Here is a 21,520-nt window from a genome sequence, read left to right on the forward strand (position 1 = left end):
GGTTGGTTCGGCGGGGGCGGGGTGCTGGTCGGCGAGCTGCTGGGGTCGGCGGGCGCGCAGGGGTTTGGGGCGCGGGTGGCGCGCGGTTGCTCCGGGGCGCTGGGCCGGTGCGGTTCGGTTTGGTTCGGCGGGACTGGGTGCTGGTCGGCGAATTGCCGGGGCTGGCGGGCGCGCGGGCGCCCCGGGGCGCTGGACGGGTGCTGTGAGGTTGGTTCGGCGGTCACGGCGTGCTGGTGGGAGGCAGGCGGTGGCTGGTCGTCGGGATGCCTGGGCTGGCGGGTGCGTGGGAGGTGGCCGTGATGGGGGTCGTGGCCGGTGGGGGTGGGGTGTGGGTGGTGTCCGTGGTGGTGGGGGTCGTGGTGGAGGTGGCGGGGGGTGGTGGCGCGGCGGGGCCGAGGTGCTCGGGGGGCTGGGCGCGCAGGAGCAGGGGGACGAGCACGAGGGTCGCGGTGGCCAGTGCGCTGCCGGAGATGGCCAGGCTGCGGCGGATGGCGCGGTGGCGGCGGCCGCGGCGCAGTGCTGAGGAGAGGATGGCGTCGAGGTCGGGACCCGCCGAGCCGTCGGAACCGCCGGAGCCGTCGGAACCGCCCGAACCACCGGAGCCGCCCGAACCGTCGGGGCCGGCCAGGTGGATGAGGGCGCGTGCCTGGTCTTCGTTCATCGCTCGCTCTCCTCGGGCAACGGGTCGCGGAAGCCCAGGGGGCCGAGTGCGCGTTTGAGCGCGGCGAGGCCGCGGGCGGTCTGGCTCTTGACGGTGCCCTCGCTGCACCCGAGGGCGGTGGCCGTCTCGCCGACGGTGAGGTCGTTCCAGAAGCGCAGCACGAGCACGGCCCGCTGGCGCGGCGGCACCTGCGCCAGCGCGGCGCGTACGGCGAGCCGGCCGGCGTGGTCGGTTTCGGGCAGGGCGGTGGTGTCCGGCGGGGCGGGCGAGGTCAGTTCCAGCTGGCGCCACTTGCGCCGGTTCTCCCGCACGAACGTGCGCACGCGCACGGTGCGCGCGTAGGCGTCGAGGCCGCCCTGGCGCACCAGGCGCGGCCAGATCACGTAGAGCTTGACCAGAGTGGTCTGCACCAGGTCGTCGGCGCGGTGCCATTCGCCGCTCAGGACATACGCGGTGGTCCGCAGCGCCGAGGCACGACTGTGCGCGAAAGCGGTGTAATCCGCCTCCCAGTCCCGGTGACCCACTCGCTGCTCCTCGCTCGGACCGCCGTTCAGCGGCCCTCACTCCACAAAGGCCATGGACCCGCCCCACGGTTGCACGGGACCGAGGTGACGCACGTCACCCCGGTGAACACGGCAGAACGCCCGTGACCGGACAAGCCCGGTCACGGGCGCAGCAGACGGGAAAGCGTCCGGTGTGGACCGTTACGCCGGGACCGACCAGCGCTGGTTGGGGCCGCCGGAGCAGGTCCAGATCTGCAGCTTGGTGCCGTTGGCCGTCGAGCCGTCCTTCACGTCCAGGCACTTGCCGCTGCCCGCGTTGACCAGCGAGCCGTTCGCGCCGGTCGACCACTTCTGGTTGGGCGCGCCGAAGCAGTCCCAGAGCTGGACCGCGGTGCCGTCGGCCGTGCCGTTGCCGGTGACGTCGAGGCACTTGCCCAGGCCGCGGACGGTGCCGTCACTCGAAAGCGTCCACTGCTGGTTCGGTCCCGACGTGCAGTCCCACAGCTGGGGCTGGGTGCCGTTGACGGTCGAGCCGCCCGTGACGTCGAGGCACTTGCCGCCGAGGCCGGAGATCGGGCCGGTGCGGCCGGTCGGCGGGGGAGTGGTCGTGCCGCCGCCGCTGCCGGGCCAGGTGAACGTGGCCATCGAGCCGCCGGGCAGCTGGTAGCCGAACGACTGGCCGCCGAAGGAGACCTGGAAGTTCTGCGTGCCACCGGTGTTGAGCGCGACGAGCACGATCGTGCCGTCCGGGTTGCGGAACGCGACGTTCTCGACACCGCCCTCGCCGTAGGCGGTCGAGTCGATCCGCACGGCGCCGGGCTGTACGAACTTGCTCAGGTGCCCCAGCACGTAGTACTCGGCGTTGTAGGTGACGTTGCCGCCGCTGACGGTCGCGACGCCGTTGCAGTTGCCGCAGCTGCCGATGACCGGGCCGTGGTTGTTGTCCAGTGCCATGTTCCACAGCGCGACGGTGCGCGCGTAGTTGCGGGTGGCGCCGATCGTGAGGTTCATGCCCTGCCACCGCAACGTGTCGGCGAAGGTGTTCGCGACGTTGTCGGAGTCGTGGCCGGAACACTCGGTGAAGAAGATGTCCTTGTGCTGGTCGTTGAACACCCTCGACTGGGCCGACGGGTCACCGCCGTAGCAGTGCCACGCCGAGCCGGCCACGTTGCTGCCGGCCTGGTTGTTCACCTGCTCGGCGAAGTCCGTGACGTCCCAATTGTGGTCGTAGCCCAGGATCTTCGCCGGCAGGCCCGCCGCGCGCAGCTTCGGCGCGAGGGTGTTGATGATGTTCGCCTGCTGCACGGGCTCCATGTACATGCTGGGGTAGCCGGGCGCGGAGAACCGCGGCTTGTTCTGCACGCTCAGGTAGTCGATCGGCACCCCCGCGGCCCCGTAGGCCTGCGCGAACTTCACCAGGTAGTCGGCGAAAACCCCGTTCTGGTCGCTGCGCAGCGAGCCGCCGATGAGGTTGTTGTTGTCCTTCATCCACGCCGGCCCGCTCCACGGCGTGGCCATGACCGACAGCTTCGGGTTCAGGCTCTTGGCCTGCTTGACCAGCGGGAGGATGTAGGAGTTGTCGTGTGCCACGGAAAACCGCGAGAGACTCGGGTCCGCCGCGCCGTCGTCGTAGGTGTAGAAGCTGCGCGAGAAGTCCGACGCGCCGATGGGCTGGCGCAGGAAGCTCAGCCCGATCCCGCCGGAGGTGGTGAACAGCGCGTTCATGATCTCGTCCCGCCGCGGCGAGTTGCTGATGTTCCACGCGGCCGAGTCGGTGAACGACGCGCCGAAACCCACCATCGACTGGTAGGTGGTGGTGGGGTTCACCGTGATCACCGGCCCGCTGCCGCCGGAGCCGAACGACACGTTTCCCTGCTGCTTCAACAGGTTCGAGCGGTCGGCAGTGGTGAGCCACACGCTCGCGGTGGTGGCCGCGTGCGCGGCCGGCGCGGGCGCGGCGAGACAGGCTCCGGCGCTCGCGGTGGCGACGACGGCCGCGGCCGTGATCCGCCAGCGCGTGCGAGCCGATCTCGGATGGGTTGCTGTGCCTGACATTCCGCTCCTCGGTGGGATCAGGAGCACGCTCGCGGGGAGCGGCTCGTCTCCTGCCACAGTGGCGGCTGTCCGGCAGTTTTCAGCTCGCCAATGGTAAATTTCCATTACGAACGGTGTCAAGGTGCCGTCCGACGGTTCCTCGCGCGATGCTGTGGCGCCGCCAGATCCACCGCCACGGCCGCGCGATTGTGCCTGGAACCGGTCGGGGAAACCACGCCTGATCGGGTCAGTTTCTGTCGCGGTCGGATCATCTGTACACGCCGGTGGAGGCCAGTGCGAATACTGATGAATTTGTTGTACAGTCACGACTATTGACGACCGTCCCGTGTGCGCCCGAGCCTGTCGCAAACGTGGCGAACGAACAGGAGCGACCGTGGCCCCACGCCCGCACGAAGACCCGCGTGCGCCGATCGAGACGGCCCGGGGCAGCCGGAGAGCACGGCCCGCGAGCCGTGACTCTCGCTGACCGGCCCGGCCCGAAGCCCGAGGGACCGACGGCGTGGGCGGCGGGAAGTGCGGGTGATCGAGCCGATCGGCTACCGCCGCCTCCGCACCGGACACCCCCCGGCACGGGACTGGGCCCCGGAAAGGAGAGCCATGCCCGAAACGGCGCGACCGGGTCAGTCCGCGGCGACGGTGCGCCGCTGGTGCTCCGCGACGTCCATGAACACGCGCTTGAACTCGGCGTAGGACTCGCGGCCCACGCGGCGGGCATGGCGGTCCTGCATGCCCGCCATGATGCGGTCGGCCGTGCGCATCTGGTCGAGGCCGCGTTCGGTCGGGCAGACGAGCTTGGCCCGGCGGTCGCCGGGGTCGGGCCGGCGGTATACGTAGCCCAGCGCCTCCAGCTCGTCCACCAGCAGGCCGATGGCCTGTTTGGCCTGGCCGGAGAGCCGCGCGAGCTCGGTCGCGCGCAGACCACCCGGATCGAGGTAGGCCAGTACCACCCCGTGCCGGGGGTGCAGATCGTCGAAACCCTGGGCGACGAGCTTCGCGAAGAGTTCGCGTTGAACGGCGAACAGGAGCCTCGCTGACAGCACCCCGAGGTCCGGATTCGTCGCGTTCCGCTCCGCCCGGGTAACCACTCACCGCCTCCTTCGGCCGCGCGGCCGCCGAACGCCGCCGCGGGATGGCCGATCATAAACGTTCGACCTGGACCGGCTCCGGGCGGCGCGCCGCTGGACGGTCGCCCGGAGCCGGTCCGGGTTGATCCGATCTCGGCGAAAATTGATCTTTTCATGCGTAGTCGGGCCTCTTGCGGAGGCGAATGCTGGACCGTATGGACGACATGCACTTCGACCTGGTGGTCATCGGGTTCGGCAAGGGCGGCAAGACGCTGGCCGCGGCTCTGGGGAAGCTCGGCAAGCGCGTCGCGATGATCGAGCAGTCCGCCCAGATGTACGGCGGCACCTGCATCAACATCGGCTGCGTGCCCACCAAGTCGCTCGTCCACCACGCCGAGCACCCCGGCACCGGCACCCCGCCCGAGCGCCACCGCAAGGCGGTCGAGGCCACGCGCGCGCTCACCGCGGCGATGCGCGGCAAGAACTTCGCCATGCTCGACACGATCGACACCGTCACCGTGATCACCGGCAAGGCGACGTTCCTCGACCCCAAGACCGTGCGGGTCGCGGCCGGGGACGACGTGCTGCGCATCACGGCGGACACGATCGTGATCAACACCGGGGCCGTGCCGTCGGTCCCGGCCATCCCCGGCCTGCGCGAGAGCACCCGCCTGCTGACCAGCACCGACCTGATCGACCTCGACCACCTGCCGAAGCGCCTGGCCATCCTCGGCGGCGGCTACGTCGGCGTGGAGTTCGCCTCGACCTACGCCCAGTTCGGCAGCGCCGTCACCGTGCTCGACGCCGCGCCGCGGATCATGCCCCGCGAGGACGAGGACATCGCCGCGGCGGCCACCGGCATCCTGCGCGGAGCCGGTGTCGAGTTCGTCTCCGGCGCCCACGTGACCGGCGTCCGCGACATCGACAACGGCGTGGAGATCACCTACGAGATCGACGGCGAGACGCACACGCTCGCGGCCGACGAGGTGCTGGCCGCGACCGGCCGCACGCCCGCCACCGAGGGACTGGGGCTGGGCCGCGCCGGCGTGCGCATCACCGGCACCGGTGCCGTCGAGGTCGACGAGCACCTGCGCACCAGCCAGCCGCACATCTTCGCGATCGGCGACATCAACGGCGGCCCGCAGTTCACCTACATCTCGCTCGACGACTACCGCATCGTGGCCGACCAGCTCCTCGGCACCGGCAAGCGGTCCACAACGGACCGGAAGTTCATCCCGTACACGGTGTTCATGAGCCCGGCGCTCTCGCGCGTGGGCCTCACCGAGCGCGAGGCCGTGGCGCGCGGGCTGCCGGTGAAGGTCGTGGAGCAGGCCATCGCCGACATCGCCGCCATGCCGCGGTCCAAGATCGTCGGCGAAACGCGCGGGTTGATGAAGTTCGTCGTCGACCGCGAAACCGACCTGATCGTGGGTGCGACGCTGCTGAGCGTCGACTCGCAGGAGCTGATCAACCTCGTCACGCTCGCCATGCGCCACGACGTGACCGCGAGCGAGCTGCGCGACGCCGTCTACACGCACCCCTCGTCGTCGGAGGCGTTCAACGAGGTCCTCGGCACGCCGCCGGTCCGGACGCACTGAGCCGCACGTCGTCGGTGGTCCCTGGCGAGCTCGACTGCTGTTCGCGGGGACGCGGAACGCGTGAATCGCCGGTGCCGGTGCTTACACTGCTCGGATGAACCCGGCCGGCGCCCTTCCGCCCGCGGAGCGCTTCCGCTCCGCGGCGGGTGGCGCGGTCGTGAGCCCGTTCTTCGCGGGGATGCCGGCCGACCTGGTGGCCTGCCTGCTCGAAAGCGGGACGGCGCGCCACTACCCGCGTGGTGAGGTCATCTTCCAGACCGGGGAGCCGGCGCCCTTCGGTTACCTCGTCGTGGCCGGGAAGGTCGCGATGGGACGGACGACCCCCACGGGCCGCGAACGGCTGATGACGTTGTTCCTGCCCGGTGACCCGTTCGGCATCACCAGCGTGTTCGAGGGCAACGCGCGGGTATCCGACGCCGTGGCGATCAGCGACGCCGACGTGATCGCCCTGCCGGCGGCCCGGCTGCGCGAGTGGGTGCTGAGCGACCCACGGATCGGGGCGGCCGTGGTGCGGTTCCTTTCGGCGCAGGTGCGGCGGATCAACGAGACCGTGGGCTCGCTGCTCAACCCCGACATCAGCGGGCGCGTCGCGGCCGGGATCGTCGAGCTGGCCGACCGCATCGGGGTGCGCGGCCCCGACGGCATCCGCGTGCGGCACGACCTCACGCAGGAGCAGTGGGCGCACTACGTCGGCGCCTCGCGCGAGAGCGTGAACAAGGCGCTGAAGGACATGGCGCGCCTGGGTGTGGTGACGCTGGAGTCGCGTGAGCTCGTGGTGCACGACGAGGAACGGTTGCGGCGCAAGGCCGGCCGCTGACCTCACGCGCCGGATTCCCCGAAACCCGAGTAGCTGCGGCGGAAATACACCAACGGCGACGCGTCCGTGTGTTCCCCGTCCATGATGAGCCCGACGACGATGGCGTGGTCCCCGCCGTCGACCACCTGGTAGAGCTCGCACTCCAGGAACGCCACCACGGAGTCCTCCAGCACGGGCGAGCCGTGCCGGCCGCGGTGCCAGCCAGTGGTGGCGAACTTGTCCTCCGCCCGGCTCGCGAAGTGCGCGGAAAGCTCGGAACCGTTGCTGTCGAGCACGTTCACGCCGAAACGCCCGCGGTCGCGGATCGCCTGCAGCGTCCGCGAAGCCTTGCCGAGGCACACCAGCAGCAGCGGCGGTTCGCACGACAGGCTGCACACCGTGCCCGACGTCATGCCGATCGGTGAGCCGTCTTCGGCGGTCGTGGTGATGACGCTGACCGACGTCGGGAGCGAGGCGGCCAGACCGCGGAACCGGTCGGCGTCCACGCCGTAGCCGGCGAGGTGGACGGGGGCGGACATCGACCGGGCCGAACCCAGCGCCGCGCCCGGCGAGGGCGGAGTCGAAGAAGTCATGGTTCCATGTCGCCGCCGCGGGACCACCCGCGGCAACCGGATGTGGAAACTTGCACAAGGGCGTTGTCCACGTCACACCCGCGGTCTTCCATGCCTTTCACAGCAGCGCGGTACTGCGGAAGGCGGAATCGGCATGGCGGACAACACCGGCAACTCTGGCAAGGCGCGGACACGGGCCGGGAAACGGATCGCGGCGGCGCTCGCCGGCGTCGCGACCCTGGCGGTCACCTCGGCGTGCTCCACCACGGACACCACGGCCGCACCCGGCTCGGGTTCGGGCCCCGGTCCGGCGCCGGGCGGCGCGGCGGTCGTGGTGGACGCTCCGGCGACCACCTCGTCGTCGGCGGTCTACCTCGGCGCCCGCAACGGCGGGTTCGCCAAGGCCGGCGTCACCCTGCAGGCGCACAACCACACGAGCTCCGACTCGCCGCTGGTGGGCCTGCTCGGCAACGCGTACCCGATCGTCTGGGACAACGCGGCCGACTACCTGCTCGCCGTGCAGAAGAAGCTCGCCGTCGCGGTCGTGGGGCTCAGCGACCTCGGCCGGCCGGGCCAGCTCGACGTGCTCGCCAAGGCCGACTCGCCGATCCGGTCGTTGCGGGACCTGCCCGGCCACAGCGTCGCCATCCCCGGCACGACTTCGAGCTGCGCCCTCACCATTCCCGCGCAGCTGCGGGCGGCGGGGCTGGACCCGAAGTCGGTGAAACTCGTGCCGGTCGCGCTGCCGGACGAGGGCAGCGCGTTGCAGCGCGGGATCGTCGACGCCGTCTGCGCGCCGGAGCCGTTCCTCTCGACGATCCGCAAGACGGTGCGCACGCGAAGCGTCTCCGACCAGTTCACCGGCCCGCTCACCGACACGCTCGTCGGCGTCTACGTGACCACCACGAGCTACGCCGAGCAGCACCCGGATGTGATCGCGGCCTTCCGCAAGGCCCTGGCGGCCGAGAACACCGCGCTCAACGCCGATCCCGACGCGTTGCGCAAGGCCGTGCCGACGTTCACGCGCGTCGACGCGTCGCTGGCCGCCGGCATGAAGCTGCCCGGGTTCGCCACGAACGTGACCGACACGGCGCCGCTGCAGAAGCTGGCGGAGCTCATGCAGCAGGCCGGGATGCTCACCAGCACGGCGCTGCCCGCCGGCGTGATGGCCGCGGACCGCTGACGCCGGAAAGGACACCAGTCCCATGTCGCTCGACGTCCTGCCCCGGCGCGCCGGCCCGCGCCGGGGGCACCGCCCCGCACTGTCCACCTTCGTGCTCGGGCTCTCCGGCCTGGTCCTGCTCGCCGCGGCCGAGGAGGTGGTCGCCCGTTCGGGCCTGGTGAGCACGCAGTACCTGCCGCCCGCGAGCGTGATCCTCACGCGGCTGGGGGAGCTGCTCACCAACGCGCCGTTCCTGGCCGACCTCGGCGCCACCGCGGGTTCGGCGTTGCTCGCGCTGGTGATCGCCGTGCCGGCCGGCCTGGTCGTGGGCCTGGTCCTCGGGCTCGTCCCGGCCGCGCACACCGCGACACGGATCGTCGTGGACCTGCTGCGGCCGGTGCCCGCGGTGGCGATCGTGCCGCTGCTGGTCCTGGTGACCGGCACGGGCCGCGCGTCGGTGGTGATCACGATTGTGAGCGCCACGGTGTGGCCGGTGCTGCTCAACACGATCCACGGCGTCCGCGACGTCGACGGCGTCGCGTTGCAGACGGCCCGCCTCTACGGCGCGCGGCTGCCGCGCCGGCTCGCCGAGATCGTGCTGCCCTCGGCCGCGCCGGTGATCGCGGCCGGCGTCCGGGTGTCGATCGGGCTCGCGCTCGTGATCGCCGTGGCCGCCGAGCTGCTCATCGGCACCGACAGCGGCGTGGGGGCCTACCTGCTCGCCGCGACCCAGGGCGGCAGCCACACCGACTACGCGTTCGCCGCCGTGTGCGCGGCGGGGCTGCTGGGGCTGGTCGTGAACGGGGCCGCCCGGGCCCTGGAACGACGGTTCCTGCCGTGGAGCGAAGGAGAACCGCGATGAGTGCCGTGCTTTCACCGGCGCCGGTTTCGGTGCGCCCACTGCGGACCGTCTCGGTGGTCGCGGGCCGGTTCGTGCTGCGGTTCGGCCTGCTGGCCGTGCTGTGCTGGGTCTGGCAGCGCGCCACCGAGGCCGCGGCCAACCCGTACTTCCCGACGCCGCTGCAGATCCTCGATCGCATGCGGACGCTGTGGTTCGCCGGCCCGGCGAGCCACCTCTGGACCTCGGCTCCACTGTGGACGGACGTGGCTCCGAGCCTCGTGCGGATGCTGATCGGCTGGCTCGGCGGCTCGCTGCTCGGCGCGGTGATCGGGGTGTCGGCGGGCGCGTTCCCCACCGTGCGGCGCATGGTGGACCCGGCGGCGCAGTTCCTCCGGGCGCTGCCGACGCCGGCGATCCTCCCGGTGTTCCTCATCGTGTTCGGCGCCAACGACGTGATGCGCGTGCTGGTGATCGCGTTCGGCTGCACGTGGCCCGTACTGCTCAACGCGATGCAGGCGACCGGCGCCATCGACCCCGTCGCGCGGGACACGGCCCGCACGCTGCGCCTGGGACCGGTGCGCCGGCTCGTGCAGGTCGACCTCTGCTACGCGACCCCGGCGATCGTGGCGGGCATGCGCGTGGGGCTCTCCTTGGCGCTGGTGCTGATGGTGCTGTCGGAGTGGGTCGTCGCCACCAGCGGGCTCGGCTTCTTCCTCGTCGACTCCCAGCGCCACTTCGAGTTCGCCGGCATGTGGGCGGCGATGGTCGCGCTCGGCGTGCTCGGCTACGTCTTCAACACCGTGTTCACCACGCTCGAACACCGCGCGCTGCGCTGGCACCGCCACAGCCGGGCCCGGCACGACTGATCCCCGAAGTACTCGACAGGAGTTGGTGATGACCTCCATGCAGAACCCGGTCCACGCCGCGGCCCGCCCGCTCGCGGGCGGTCCGGACGCGCCGGCCGAGCCCGCGTTGCGGGTCACGGACCTCGGCCACAGCTATCCCGGGCAACCGCAGCCGGTGCTGCACGACGTGTCGTTCACCGCGGCCGACGGCGAACTGCTGACGATCGTCGGCCCGTCCGGCACGGGGAAGTCGACGCTGCTGCGCTGCCTCGCCGGGCTGCTGCGGCCCGGCCGGGGCGAGGTGTGCGTGCTCGGCAAGCCCGTGGACGGCGTGCCGGCCGGGCTCTCGATGGTCTTCCAGGACTACAGCCGCTCGCTGTTCCCGTGGATGCGCGTGGGCCGCAACGTCGAGTTCCCGTTGCGCGCCACCGGCGTGCCCGCGGCCGAACGCCGGGAACGCACCGCCGAGTCGCTGGCGGCGGTCGGGCTGGGCGACGCGCGGCGCAAGTACCCGTGGCAGCTCTCGGGCGGCATGCAGCAGCGCGTGGCCATCGCCCGCGCGCTGGCTTGCCGCCCACGGATCCTGCTGATGGACGAGCCGTTCGCGAGCGTCGACGCCCAGACCCGCGCCGACCTCGAGGACCTCACGCTGTCGGTGCGCGACCGGTTCGGCATGACGATCCTCGTGGTCACGCACGACATCGACGAGAGCGTGTACCTGTCCGACCGGGTGATCGTGCTGAGCCGGCCGCCGGCCACGGTCGCCGAGCAGGTGACGGTGGACCTGCCCGCGCCGCGCGACCAGATCACCACCCGCTCGGACCCGCGCTTCGTGCACCTGCGCGCCGACGTCGCCGCGCACATCCGCGGCGACGTCTGAAGACAACCCCGCACACCTCACAGAACCCAAGGGGAGACATGAAGTTCTCGATCTACCTCAACGCCCAGTCGCCCGACGGCGCGCACGACCTCGAGGTCGTCGAAGCCGTGACCGAGCAGGCGCGCATCGCGGACCGCAGCGGTTTCGCGGGCGTCTGCCTCACCGAGCACCACTTCACCGGCTACAACACCTACGGCAACCCGTTCACCTTCGGGGCCTACCTCGCGCCGCAGCTGGAGAACCTGCACACGATCATCTCGGTCGCGGTCCCGGCGCTGTGGAACCCACTCAACTTCGCCGAAGCGTGCACGACGCTCGACCTGCTCACGCGCGGGCGCTGCACCATCGGTGTCGGCACGGGCGGTTCGCCGCGCGAGTACCAGGGCCTCGGCCGCGACACCGCGAACCGCGCGGCGCTGATGGACGAGGTGCTCGACGTCGCGTTCCGGGCGCTGGACAAGCGGGACGACGACGGCGTGGAGATCGGCTTCACCACCACGCACTCGAACGGGCTGCTCACCCGGCGCATCATGCCCGGCAGCTTCCGCCCGTCGATCCGGTTCGCGCGCGCCGCGCTGTCCGACCAGGGCATCCTCGACGCGGCCGGCCGCGGCTGGGCACTGCAGACCGCGCGGGACGAGCTCGACGAGACCGCGCGCAAGTGGGCGCTTTACCACGACGCGCTCGACCGCTCAGGCCACGACGAACAGACCATTCAGGACGCGCGCGACTGGTCGCTCGTGCAGAAGATGATCTACGTCGGCGAAACTGACGAGTCCGCGCTGCGCGAGGTCACGCCGGCGCTGGACTACCTCGACGCGTCGACCGCCAAGGCCTTCCAGGGCGCGGCCGGTGCGGCGAAGTTCCAGAACAGCGTCGTCGGCGTCGCGGCGAGTGACCGGGACGCGTTCGTGCGCAAGGCGATGATCGTCGGCAGCGCCGACACCGTCGCCCGCGAGATCGCGGCCCACGGTGAGCGCGGCATCGGCCACCTGGCGCTGGTTTTCCTGTACGGGCAGATGGATCCGGCCCTCGGCAATCGCTCGTTGCAGCGGTTCATCGACCACGTGATGCCGCGGTTCGCGAACACCTCGCCGGCCGTGCCGGTGGGGGTGGCGTCGTGACCACTGTGGACGAAACCACTCACCGGCCGCTGGAGACACTGGCCGGGACCTGGACGGTGGACGCGGCGCACAGCCTCGTCGCGTTTTCCGTGGTGCACATGACGATCGCGCGGGTGACGGGCCGGTTCGACGTGCTCGACGGCGAGGTCGAGGTGACCCCGTCGGGCGCGTCGGTGCATGTCCGCGTCGCGACCGCCAGCGCGTCTTCGGGCCATCCGAAACGGGACGAGCTGATCCGTTCGGCGGATTTCCTGGACACCGAACGGTTTCCCGAGCTGGAGTTCACCGCGTCGTGCGACGGGTTCTCCGCGGGCGACTGGACGTTGCCGGGCCGCTTGACGATCCGCGGGGTCACGCGGCCGATCGAGCTCGCCGTGCGCACCGGCGGTGTCGTCGACCACCGCGGCGCCACGCGCGCCGGGTTCTCCGCCTGGACGTCGCTCGACCGGCGCGAGTTCGGGCTGAAGTTCGACGGCCTGCTCGCCGGCGGCGGCGCGGTGGTGTCGAACCTCGTGGACATCGTGATCGAAGCCGAACTTGTCCGGGCCTGACCGACCTCGAAAGGACGACCGCATGCACACCCGCAGCCTCGTGACGAACCTCGTCGGCGGCGATTACCAGGATGCCGAGTACACGGAGGAGGAACGCCGCAACATCGACCTGGTCCTGAAGTTCCGCTCGGTCCCGCTGGAAGAACGCGCACAGTTCCTCAAGCCCGGCTCGACCGTGAACCGCGTCGGCATGGCCTCCCTGGCGGAGCTGTCCGGCCTGGGCATGGGCGGCTACCGCAAGGACTCCCTGCCGGATCGCTACGACGTCATCGAGGACATCGTGGCCAAGGGGGATCGCGTGTGGGCGGTGTGGTCGCTGACCGCCACCCACACCGGTGAGCTCTACGGCTTTCCCGCGACGGGCAACCGCATCGACATCACCGAGATGGCGATCTGGCGGTTCGAGGACGGGCTCGTCGCCGAGCACTGGTACTTCGCCGACGACTTCGCGTTGCTGCGGCAGCTGGGCGCGCTCCCGGAGTTCACCGACTACGCGGAGCTGACCCGCGGCCGCTGGCGCACGGCGGAATGAGCGGCGGGTGTCGTGCCACCGACCGGCGGCACGACACCCGGCTCGTCACGGGTTCTTGGTGAACGTCTCGTCGATCCACGCGGTGACCGTCGGCCACACGGGGTGGGCCGGCTGCACCACGTCGAAGTGGGTCGCGCCCTCGACCTCGACGTAGCGGGCGCTGCCGCCGCCGGCGTTGGTCTTCTCCGCGTAACGGCGGCTCCAGTCGGCGGGCACGGCCTCGTCCGCGGTGCCGTGCACGGCGAGCACCGGAACCCCGGGGTTGGCCAGCTCGAGCGGGGAGGTCCAGCCGTAGCGCTCGGGGTTCTCCGCGTAGTGCGCGCCGACCAGGAGCGGCACGATGCCCTCCGCGACCTGCGCGGCGACGATCGGCCACACTTCCGGACGGGCGGCCTCGGGCGCGTCCTTCGGCGGCTCGGCGTCGGGGTCGGCCAGCACCGTGCCGAACCCGGTGGCGTCGCCCGTCTTCAGGTCGAGCGCGCCGGCGAGCGAGACGATGCCGAGCGGGGTCACCTTCGGGTTCGCGCCCGGAGCTTCGGCGGGCAGAGCGCCGCGGTGGGCGGCCCAGGTGGTGAGGTGCCCGCCGGCCGAGTGCCCGACGATGACGACCCGGCCCGGGTCGAGCGCGGGATCCATCCCGTCGACCGCGTCCACGGCCGCCGCGATGTCGAGGAACGTGCCGGGCCAGCCGCCGCCCGGCTCGCCGATGCGGCGGTACTCGATGTTCCACACCGCGTACCCGCGGCCGAGGAAGTCGTCGACGACGTCGGTGATCTGGCGGCGGTCCCACATGGCGGTCCAGTAGCCGCCGTGGACGACGACCACGACCGGGAACGGTCCGGTGCCCTCGGGCAGGTACAGCTCGCCGACCTGCGAGGGCTCGGGCCCGTAGGCCACGGTGCGCACGCGGCGCTCGACGGCGAGCGTCTCCTGGGCGTCGTCGTAGCGCACGCCGCGTTCGGCGCTCACCAGCGCGTCGATCGTGGCGAAGAACGCGCCGATCGCGGGCAGGTTCGCGCCCTTGGCCTTCGACTCGTCCCACGCGGCGTCGTCGGACCACTCGACGAAGTCCAGCCACGTGTTCTCGGCCACCCGCACCAGCCGCGCGGAGAGGAACCCGCGCCGGTCGGCCCGGAACGCCTCCACCATCGCCGGGCGCGCGGCCAGCATCGCCCGGGTGTTCTCCTCGGCCACCGTGAAGGTGGTCATCTCGACGACGGACATCGTCTGCTCCTGGTTCTGGTCGTTCTCCGGTGCCGCCCGCGCTGTCCGGGACGCGCACCGCCGCGGCGCCGCCGGCGGTGCGTCCGCACCGGGATTTCCCGACTGGTCATGAATCTTTACCGTCAATAGATGCGACGACAGGCTACTGCCGCGTGCACTGGCTCGTCACCGCGTGCTTGCGGAAACGGGCAGGCGGAGTGCCCACTGTGGCACGGAACGCCTGCGCGAACGCCGATTCCGAGCGGTAGCCGACCTCGCTCGCCACGCGCGCCACCGAGAGGTCCGAGCGCGTCAGCAGGTCGGCGGCCACCATCATCCGGATCGAGGTGAGCAGCGTCGCGACCGTGATGCCGGTGCGGGCGGTGAAGCGGCGCAGGAACGTGGCACGCGACATCCGCGCCTCCGTCGCCATGCGGTCGATGGTCCACGACTCGCCCGGGCGTTCCACGACCAGCGCGATCACCCGGCCCAGCACGTCGTCGCCCATGGCGGTCCACAGGGCGGGTGTGTCGAGCCGCTGGTCGGGGCGGCTGCGCAGCGACATGGCGAGCAGCGCGTCGCACAGCGAGCACACGATGGCGCCGGTGCCGGGTCCGTCGGAATCCGCTTCGCCGCGCAGGACGTCGGCCAGCGCGAGCGCCGGGCGGTCCATCGTGACGTGCACCAGCGAGGGCAGCAGGCGGAACAGCAGCGCGCCCGCGGCCGAGTCGAAGCGGTAGTGGCCGCAGAACAGGTCGAGCTCATGCTCGGCGCCGAGGGACTTGCGCGTGGTGAACGTCGCTCCCGGCTCCTCCTCGAACCGGCGCCGGCGGCCCGAGGCCGCGGTCACCGTGTGGGCGTCGCCGTGGGGGAGCAGGAGGTAGTCGCCCGGGCCCAGGTCGACTGTGGACGTGCCGGTGGTCACCGTGCAGCGTCCTTGCAGGACAAGGTGGAACTGCACCTCACCCGGCGGCGCGGCCTCGTGGTCCAAAGTGAACTGTCCGGCCATCAGGCACCGCACGTCGAGACGGCCCTCGAGGTGCGCCAGCCGGATGAGTCTGCTCACCCCGTCCATGAACCGATCCCGACAGAAAATGAGCCGATCATCCGTAGTCCCCTCTCGCGATCCAGTCCATCATGTGTCAGCGGAGAATGAGTATCAACCGAAAGGCGTTCATGTCGAACACGTCTTCCGCCGAAGGTGTCGCGGCGGTCCTCTCCGTAACCGTGGTTACCGGCAGCTTATTCATCGGTGAATCTCTGCCGGCGCTCGGCCGCCTTCGGAGTGGGATGGACTGGTAGCCGAGGACACCGGAAGGCGGCCGCGGGTGGTTTGACCGAGGTCGAATTTCGTTGGTGTCACTGGATCTTCGGCGAACCCGGTGTCGCCTGAGATCAGGTAGTTCATTAAGATGACTTTTGTCGTTGCGCGGTTCCGGACGCCGATCGCGACGACGAGTACGAACTGTCCGGATCGATCGTTGTCTCTGCTGCTTCACTGCCGATCCGGCTTGTCGTGAATATTTCATCGACCCGGGTGGCGATTACGGCGGCCCTGAAGAAGGAACGAGTGCGGACCCACGGCATCGGACACGCGCACGGCGGCTCGGACCGCCGCGCGGCCCGCGAACTTGTCCGCTTCGGCAGGCGTGCCGCGGCTCCGGGCGGCGCCGGCCGCTCCGGCCCGGCCGGCGGCACCGGCGCGCGGCTGTGGCACCGGCTGCGGGAGCCCGGGAGGGCCGAGCCGTGCCGCTGATCGGCCGTGACGACGAGATCGCCTCGATCCGCTCCTTCTTCGAAGGTGCCGGCGTGCGCGGTGGTGCCCTGCTGGTGGTGGGGGAGGCCGGGGTCGGCAAGAGCGCCGTGCTCGACGAGTTCGCCGCCGGGGAGGCCGGCCGCGGCACGCGGGTCCTGCGGGCGGCGGGCGCGCAGTTCGAGGCCGAGGTCGGCTACTCCGCGCTCAACCAGCTGCTCTTCCCGCTCGGCGAGGAGATGGCCGCCCTCACCGACACCCACCGCACGGCGCTGCGGTGCGCGCTCGGCTTCGAGGTCGGCGCGGCACCCGACCGGCTCGTGGTGTCGAACGCGGCGCTGCTGTGGCTGCGGTCCGTCGCGGCCGAAACGCCTCTGCTGATCGTGATCGACGACCTGCACTGGGTGGACCGGGCCAGCGCCGAGGTGCTCGGCTTCGTCGCCCGCCGCCTGGTCGGCAGCCCGATCGTCTTCCTCGCCGCCTGCCGTTCGGCCGAGCGCGGGTTCTTCCAGGACAGCGGGCTGGCCGAGGCCGTGCTGCCCCCGCTGCCCGCGCGGGCGGCCCGCACGCTCGTGGACCGGCACTTCCCCGAGCTGGCGCCCGCCGTGCGGAGCCGGCTGCTCGCCGAAGCCGCGGGCAACCCGCTCGCGCTGCTGGAGCTGCCGGCCGCGCTCGACGGGGACCAGCGGACGGACTTCACCACGTTGCCCGAGGTCCTGCCGCTGTCGGACCGGCTGCAGGTGCTGTTCACCTCCCGGGTGCGGGGCCTGCCGGAACGCTGCCGGCTGATGATGCTGCTCGGGGCGCTCGGCGGCAGCGTCGAGGTGGCCCGGTTGCGCACCGCGGGCGGCGAGACGTGCGACCTCGACGACCTGGCCCCGGCCGAAGCCGCCCGGCTGGTGCAGCTGAGCGGCACCCGTCTCGGCTTCCGGCACCCGCTGATCGGCGCCGCAGTGGTCGAGGCGTCGGCGGAACGCGAACGGCGCTGGGCCCATCGCGCGCTGGCCGGAGTCGTCGCGACGCCCGAACGCCGCGTGCGGCACCTGGCCGAGTCGTCCGTCGGCGTCGACGCCGACATCGCGGCCCAGCTGGACGAGACGGCGCAGGCCCTGCTGCGCCAGGGCGACGCACTGGGCGCGGTGGCCGCGCTGACCCGCGCCGCCGAGCTCAGCCCCGACCCGGCCGACCGCGGCCGCCGGCTCGCCGAGGCCGCGTACGTCGGAGCCGACGCCGGTGGTGAGCTGGCCACGGCCAGCCGCCTGCTGGGCGACGCCCGCCGGTCCGGCTCCCTGCCGACACATTCGCTGCCCGGCGCCGCCGCGGCGGCGCACCTGCTGATCAACTCCGACGGCGACGTCGCCACGGCCCACCGGCTGCTGGCCGGGGCCGTCGAGGCCGGCGACCACGGGTTCGACGCCGGTGACGCCGTGCTCGTGGAGGCACTGCTCAACCTGCTCCTGATCAGCTGGTACGTCGGCACGCGGCAGGCGTGGGAGACCTTCCACCGCCTGGTCGGGCGGCTGAAGCCGGAGCCGCCGCCGGTGCTGCGCGTGAACGCGACCGTGTTCTCCGACCCGGCGCGCGCGACCGACGACGACGTCGCCGAGCTCGACGCCGTGATCGACACCGTCGGCGGTGACGAGCACCCGACCCGGCTCATCCGCATCGGCACCGCCGCCGTGTTCGCCGACCGGCTGCCCCGGCTGCGGGAGGCCGAACGGCACCTCGCGCAGTCGCGCCACGCCGGCAAGGGACCGGCCCGCCGCCACCTGGGCGCGCTGATGCACCTGGGGATCGACGGCTTCCAGTCGGGCCGCTGGGACGAGGCGTGGCAGTTCGCCGACGAGGGTCTCGCCCTCTGCACCGAGCACGGCCTGCGTTTCTTCCCCTGGTACTTCCACTGGGTGCAGGCCCTCGTCGCCGCCGGCCGCGGCGAGGTCGAGGCCGCGCGGCAGCTGACCGACGACATGACGCGGTGGGCGATCGCGCACCAGGCCGCCGGCATCACGTACTTTGCGTGGCAGGCTCGTGCGCTGTCCGACGTCGGCGCCGGCGAGTACGACGACGCCTACCACCACGCGACGCAGGTCAGCCCGGCGGGAGAGCTCGCGCGGTACCGCCCGAGCGCGCTCTGGGTGGCGCCGGACCTCGTCGAAGCGGCGCTGATCACCGGGCGCCGCGCCGAGGCGAACGCGCACGCGGCCGCACTGCGCGAGGCCCGGCTGGGCAAGCTGTCACCCCGCCTGCGGCTGGTCACGGCGGCGGCGACCGCGATGACGGCGGACGACGACACCGCCCGGGAACGGTTCGAGGCGGCGCTGTCCGGTCCCGCACTCGACCGCTGGCCGTTCGACCTGGCCCGCGTGCGCCTCGCGTACGGGGAACGGTTGCGCCGGCTTCGGAGCACGAGCGCTGCCCGCGAGCAGCTGACCATCGCGCACGACACGCTGGCCGCGCTCGGTGCCGTCCCGTGGCGGGACCGCGCGGCCAACGAATTGCGCGCGACCGGCGTCACGCGGCAGTCGGCGCCGGACACCAAGTCGCCGCTCACGCCGCAGGAGCGCGAGATCGCGGAGCTGGCCGGCGCCGGCCTGACCAACAAGCAGATCGGGCAGAAGCTGTTCATCTCCCACCGGACCGTGGGCGATCACCTCTACAAGATCTTCCCCAAGCTGGGCATCACCTCCCGCGCGGCGCTGCGCGACGCCCTCACCGCGTACGACGACCGGGACCGGTCGGGCAAGCCAGTCATGTGACGGGTGCTGTGTCTACCGGCGAAGTCCACTCTCGGGGGTATGAGCGCAGGAGCACACCCGGACGTCCACTGGCCGCCCGGCTGGGGGCCGGACCGTTGCGACAGCTTCGTCAGCCACGAACGTCACGTGGCGGCACCGGCCGACGCGGTGTTCACCCGGCTCGTCACGGTGGCAGAGTGGCCGACGTGGCAACGTGGCGTGGACCGGGTCGACGTCTCCGAAGAGCTGATCGTCGGTGGCCGGTTCGTCGTCGTGGCGGCGCCGCACACCCTCGACGGGATCGTGGGCGAGCTGGTCGTGCCGAGCCGGTTCGGCTGGGCCGCGGTGAGCGACCGGCTGAGCTTCTACCAGTCGTGGCTCCTGCTCGACGCGCCGAGCGGCGGCACCCGCGCGGTCTTCCACGAGGCCTCGCGCGGTCCTTCGGCGCTGCTGCGCACTTCCGACCGGGTCGGGCTCACGCGTTCGTGGCTCGACGCCCTGCCGTCGTCCGTTTGATGCTCGACGGGGCCACGCGGTGGTGACGGTCCGCCGGGTGTTCGCCACCGGCCCGTTCGCCGAGACCGGCCGCCCCGTGACGGTCGAGGAAAGCGAGCACCACGGCCTCGTCGCCGTCGCCGGCCGGCAGGGGTGGCGGGAATGGGACGGGCGCACCCGGCTGTCGCCGCACGTGGTCGGCCTCTACGACCGGCGGGACCTGACCTGCCGCCTGCTGCTGCGCAGCCGGTTTCCGGTGCACGCGGTGGACTTCCACCCGCTGCTGCCGCTGCTGGCCGTGGGGACCGGGCGGTACGACGGCGGCTTTTTCTACTACGGACAGCTGCTGTTGTGGCACTTCGGCTCCGGCCGCGCGGTGTCGGCGCTCGCCGACAGCCGGGAGATCCGGTCCGTGCGCTGGCGCCGGTGGCGCGAGGGCCGGGTGCTGGATCTCGCCGTCGCTCCCGTGCACGAGGACGAGCTCGGCCGCGAGTCCCACACCGTCGGCTACGACGCGATGCTCGAACGCGACGACTGGCTGTCGGTCCGCGACGGCGAGATCTCCTGGCAGGAGCTCGACGGGCCCTGCCGCGAAAGCGACGATCCCCGCGACGAAACCCTTGCGCGCGAGCACCTCGAAGGCCTGAGCCCAGGGTGGCGCGAGGTCGGTGCGGTGTGGCGCGTGGAGTCCCTTGCCGACGGGGCGATCGCGGCGTCTTCGGAAGGCGGGCCGGTGACCGTCTTGTCCTCTATGGACGGTGAGCGGCCGGTCGAGCGTCCGGAGTCTCGTTCTCTGCGCGATTCCGCCGCTCCTGATCGCCGGGAGCCGCCGCGGGGTTTCACCGCGTTGCCGGTCCGGAGGGCCTCGTCGTCGTACGTCAACGGAGTGTCCGGCGACGATGGGGCACGCTGGGTCGCAGTGGTGGATCCCGACAGCGCCGAACCGACCGCGCTGCCCCTGTTTCCCGTGGCTCCGTCGGAAGAAGCCGCGGACCTGACGGAAATCGGGGCGGCCGTCGAGCTCGACGGCGTCGCCTTGATCTTCGCGACCTCCTGGTTGCGCACCGGGCCCGAGCTCGACGTCGACGGCCCTGCGGCCGATGCCCGGCACGCCGCCACCCTCGTGACGCGGCGCCGACTGCCGGACGGCGAGGCCGGGTGGCAGTTCGTGGTCGGGGCCCAGGTCCTGGCGATCGAAGCCGACGCCGCGATCGTCTACCTGAGCTCCGGCCTGCTCGTGGCGCTCGACGCCATGACCGGCGAGGTGCTCGGGACCCACCCGCTCGTCGTGGCCGGGCTGCCGGCGACGGGCTCGGCGCTGGCCCTGGCCGGGACCGGACGCTTGCTGGTCGGGACCACCGAGGGCCAGGTCGCCGACTGCGCGGTGCCGGCCCGCGGCGAGCTCACGGCCTACCGCAGCGCGCCCGCCGAAGGGCCCGTTTTCCGTGTGGTGCCCCGGAAACCGCCGCAGTACCTCCGGGGACTCCGAGCCGGCGCCATGCTCGGCGGTGCGACCGGATCGCTCGGCGGTACCGGCCGGCTCCGTCACCGGTAGGTGGTCAGCCACAACGCCCCGCCCCGCCCGCGAACGGCGCCCGGCACGCGCTGCACGGTCATAAGCGCCGCCGAGCGCGCGCAGTTCCATGGCGGCCGGGGAACCAGGCCCGACCAGGTCGACCACCATCGCCGTGACGACCACGCTCGCCTTGCCGCGGCACAGGGCCCGGAACAGCTCCGGCTTGCGCTCGACGTTCACCGCACCCCGTCGAGGCTCACGATCTCGACCAGGCGCACCCGGTCCGCCGCGTACCCGTGGCGCCGGCGCAGGACCGGGCTGAGGCCGTACTCCGCGGCGGCCCCGAACACGTCGCGCCGGCACACGCCGGCGCCGACGCGCGCGATGAGGCGGATCGGGTCGATCGTCACCTCGATCGGCCGGTCGAGGCGGTCCGTCGGCGCAGCGGTCACGGTCGTCTTCTCCGGCGGGGTCTCGGGGCGGTTCGGCAACACCCTCCTTCGCCGGAGCCCGCGCGGTGAACCGCCACACGACGGTGCGGTCGCTGGTCGCGGTGCGCCGGAGGCGTCTGTCGCCCGACCGGGGGTCATCCCATCGGGCCCAGTCGGTCGGCGGCGGCGGGGACCGTCTCCGG

21 protein-coding genes are annotated in these 21,520 nt (G+C 72.0%); 13 read left to right on the forward strand and 8 right to left on the reverse strand.

The annotated features are described in order from the left end of the window. Positions 1-220: 220 nt before the first annotated feature. The 4 genes from ACQPXB_RS19165 to ACQPXB_RS19180 form a co-directional block, all read right to left on the reverse strand. Entirely contained in the window at positions 221-661 is a 441-nt protein-coding gene (locus ACQPXB_RS19165) for a hypothetical protein (protein WP_432853993.1), read from the reverse strand. Further along, the gene (locus tag ACQPXB_RS19170) at positions 658-1,185 is read right to left on the reverse strand and encodes a SigE family RNA polymerase sigma factor (RefSeq protein ID WP_432853996.1); all 528 of its coding nucleotides are present in this window, start codon (positions 1,183-1,185) and stop codon (positions 658-660) included. The genes ACQPXB_RS19165 and ACQPXB_RS19170 overlap by 4 nt, the downstream gene beginning before the upstream one ends. 180 nt (positions 1,186-1,365) lie before the next feature. Next, positions 1,366-3,219 (reverse strand): ricin-type beta-trefoil lectin domain protein, encoded by a 1,854-nt coding sequence (locus ACQPXB_RS19175; RefSeq protein WP_432853999.1) that lies wholly within the window; start codon positions 3,217-3,219, stop codon positions 1,366-1,368. A 620-nt stretch (positions 3,220-3,839) separates the two neighbouring features. Further along, positions 3,840-4,304 (reverse strand): MarR family winged helix-turn-helix transcriptional regulator, encoded by a 465-nt coding sequence (locus ACQPXB_RS19180; RefSeq protein WP_366578521.1) that lies wholly within the window; start codon positions 4,302-4,304, stop codon positions 3,840-3,842. 182 nt (positions 4,305-4,486) lie between these two features. Between ACQPXB_RS19180 and ACQPXB_RS19185 the strand changes: the two genes are divergently transcribed. Both ACQPXB_RS19185 and ACQPXB_RS19190 read left to right on the forward strand, forming a co-directional pair. Then, the gene (locus ACQPXB_RS19185) at positions 4,487-5,881 is read left to right on the forward strand and encodes an FAD-dependent oxidoreductase (protein WP_432854002.1); all 1,395 of its coding nucleotides are present in this window, start codon (positions 4,487-4,489) and stop codon (positions 5,879-5,881) included. A 94-nt stretch (positions 5,882-5,975) separates the two neighbouring features. Beyond that, positions 5,976-6,698, forward strand: coding sequence for a Crp/Fnr family transcriptional regulator (locus ACQPXB_RS19190; protein WP_432854005.1), 723 nt, complete (start codon positions 5,976-5,978; stop codon positions 6,696-6,698). Positions 6,699-6,700: 2 nt separating this feature from the next. Here the strand turns inward: ACQPXB_RS19190 and ACQPXB_RS19195 are convergent, their stop codons facing one another. Next, positions 6,701-7,270 carry a flavin reductase family protein gene (locus ACQPXB_RS19195; RefSeq protein WP_432854008.1) on the reverse strand — a complete coding sequence of 190 codons (570 nt, stop codon included), beginning with the start codon at positions 7,268-7,270 and terminating at the stop codon, positions 6,701-6,703. A 133-nt stretch (positions 7,271-7,403) separates the two neighbouring features. Here ACQPXB_RS19195 and ACQPXB_RS19200 point away from each other — a divergent pair, with 133 nt between their 5' ends. The 7 genes from ACQPXB_RS19200 to ACQPXB_RS19230 are packed head-to-tail and all read left to right on the forward strand — an operon-like array spanning position 7,404 to position 13,184. Next, positions 7,404-8,432: an ABC transporter substrate-binding protein gene (locus ACQPXB_RS19200; RefSeq protein WP_432854011.1), complete on the forward strand. Its 1,029-nt coding sequence runs from the start codon at positions 7,404-7,406 to the stop codon at positions 8,430-8,432. 22 nt (positions 8,433-8,454) lie between these two features. Continuing rightward, entirely contained in the window at positions 8,455-9,273 is an 819-nt protein-coding gene (locus ACQPXB_RS19205; RefSeq protein WP_386955408.1) for an ABC transporter permease, read from the forward strand. After that, positions 9,270-10,118 carry an ABC transporter permease gene (locus ACQPXB_RS19210; RefSeq protein ID WP_432854016.1) on the forward strand — a complete coding sequence of 283 codons (849 nt, stop codon included), beginning with the start codon at positions 9,270-9,272 and terminating at the stop codon, positions 10,116-10,118. The genes ACQPXB_RS19205 and ACQPXB_RS19210 overlap by 4 nt, the downstream gene beginning before the upstream one ends. Positions 10,119-10,146: 28 nt before the next feature. Continuing rightward, positions 10,147-10,977 carry an ABC transporter ATP-binding protein gene (locus ACQPXB_RS19215; protein ID WP_386955404.1) on the forward strand — a complete coding sequence of 277 codons (831 nt, stop codon included), beginning with the start codon at positions 10,147-10,149 and terminating at the stop codon, positions 10,975-10,977. A gap of 38 nt (positions 10,978-11,015) precedes the next feature. Next, positions 11,016-12,101, forward strand: a complete 1,086-nt coding sequence (locus ACQPXB_RS19220; protein WP_432854020.1) for an LLM class flavin-dependent oxidoreductase — start codon at positions 11,016-11,018, stop codon at positions 12,099-12,101. Beyond that, positions 12,098-12,652 carry a YceI family protein gene (locus tag ACQPXB_RS19225; RefSeq protein ID WP_432854022.1) on the forward strand — a complete coding sequence of 185 codons (555 nt, stop codon included), beginning with the start codon at positions 12,098-12,100 and terminating at the stop codon, positions 12,650-12,652. Before ACQPXB_RS19220 ends, ACQPXB_RS19225 begins: the two co-directional genes overlap by 4 nt. 22 nt (positions 12,653-12,674) lie before the next feature. Beyond that, on the forward strand, positions 12,675-13,184 hold the full coding sequence (locus ACQPXB_RS19230) for an ester cyclase (RefSeq protein WP_386955401.1): 510 nt from the start codon (positions 12,675-12,677) through the stop codon (positions 13,182-13,184). Positions 13,185-13,229: 45 nt separating this feature from the next. On the opposite strand, the gene ACQPXB_RS19235 is transcribed toward ACQPXB_RS19230, so the two are convergent. Both ACQPXB_RS19235 and ACQPXB_RS19240 read right to left on the reverse strand, forming a co-directional pair. Next, entirely contained in the window at positions 13,230-14,408 is a 1,179-nt protein-coding gene (locus tag ACQPXB_RS19235) for an alpha/beta hydrolase family protein (protein WP_432854026.1), read from the reverse strand. Between the two features lie 142 nt (positions 14,409-14,550). Further along, positions 14,551-15,453, reverse strand: coding sequence for a cupin domain-containing protein (locus tag ACQPXB_RS19240; RefSeq protein WP_386955398.1), 903 nt, complete (start codon positions 15,451-15,453; stop codon positions 14,551-14,553). Positions 15,454-15,924: 471 nt separating this feature from the next. Between ACQPXB_RS19240 and ACQPXB_RS19245 the strand changes: the two genes are divergently transcribed. The 4 genes from ACQPXB_RS19245 to ACQPXB_RS19260 are packed head-to-tail and all read left to right on the forward strand — an operon-like array spanning position 15,925 to position 20,925. Further along, positions 15,925-16,143 (forward strand): hypothetical protein, encoded by a 219-nt coding sequence (locus ACQPXB_RS19245; RefSeq protein ID WP_432854029.1) that lies wholly within the window; start codon positions 15,925-15,927, stop codon positions 16,141-16,143. Continuing rightward, positions 16,134-18,896, forward strand: a complete 2,763-nt coding sequence (locus tag ACQPXB_RS19250; protein ID WP_432854032.1) for a helix-turn-helix transcriptional regulator — start codon at positions 16,134-16,136, stop codon at positions 18,894-18,896. Before ACQPXB_RS19245 ends, ACQPXB_RS19250 begins: the two co-directional genes overlap by 10 nt. 39 nt (positions 18,897-18,935) lie before the next feature. Further along, complete coding sequence (locus tag ACQPXB_RS19255) at positions 18,936-19,391, forward strand: hypothetical protein (RefSeq protein WP_432854035.1); 456 nt, start codon at positions 18,936-18,938, stop codon at positions 19,389-19,391. A 19-nt stretch (positions 19,392-19,410) separates the two neighbouring features. Then, positions 19,411-20,925 (forward strand): hypothetical protein, encoded by a 1,515-nt coding sequence (locus tag ACQPXB_RS19260; RefSeq protein WP_432854038.1) that lies wholly within the window; start codon positions 19,411-19,413, stop codon positions 20,923-20,925. A gap of 197 nt (positions 20,926-21,122) precedes the next feature. Here the strand turns inward: ACQPXB_RS19260 and ACQPXB_RS19265 are convergent, their stop codons facing one another. Then, positions 21,123-21,377 (reverse strand): hypothetical protein, encoded by a 255-nt coding sequence (locus tag ACQPXB_RS19265; RefSeq protein ID WP_432854041.1) that lies wholly within the window; start codon positions 21,375-21,377, stop codon positions 21,123-21,125. Between the last annotated feature and the right edge of the window lie 143 nt (positions 21,378-21,520).

The organism is Amycolatopsis sp. CA-161197 (assembly GCF_050942255.1).
Taxonomy (GTDB): domain Bacteria; phylum Actinomycetota; class Actinomycetes; order Mycobacteriales; family Pseudonocardiaceae; genus Amycolatopsis.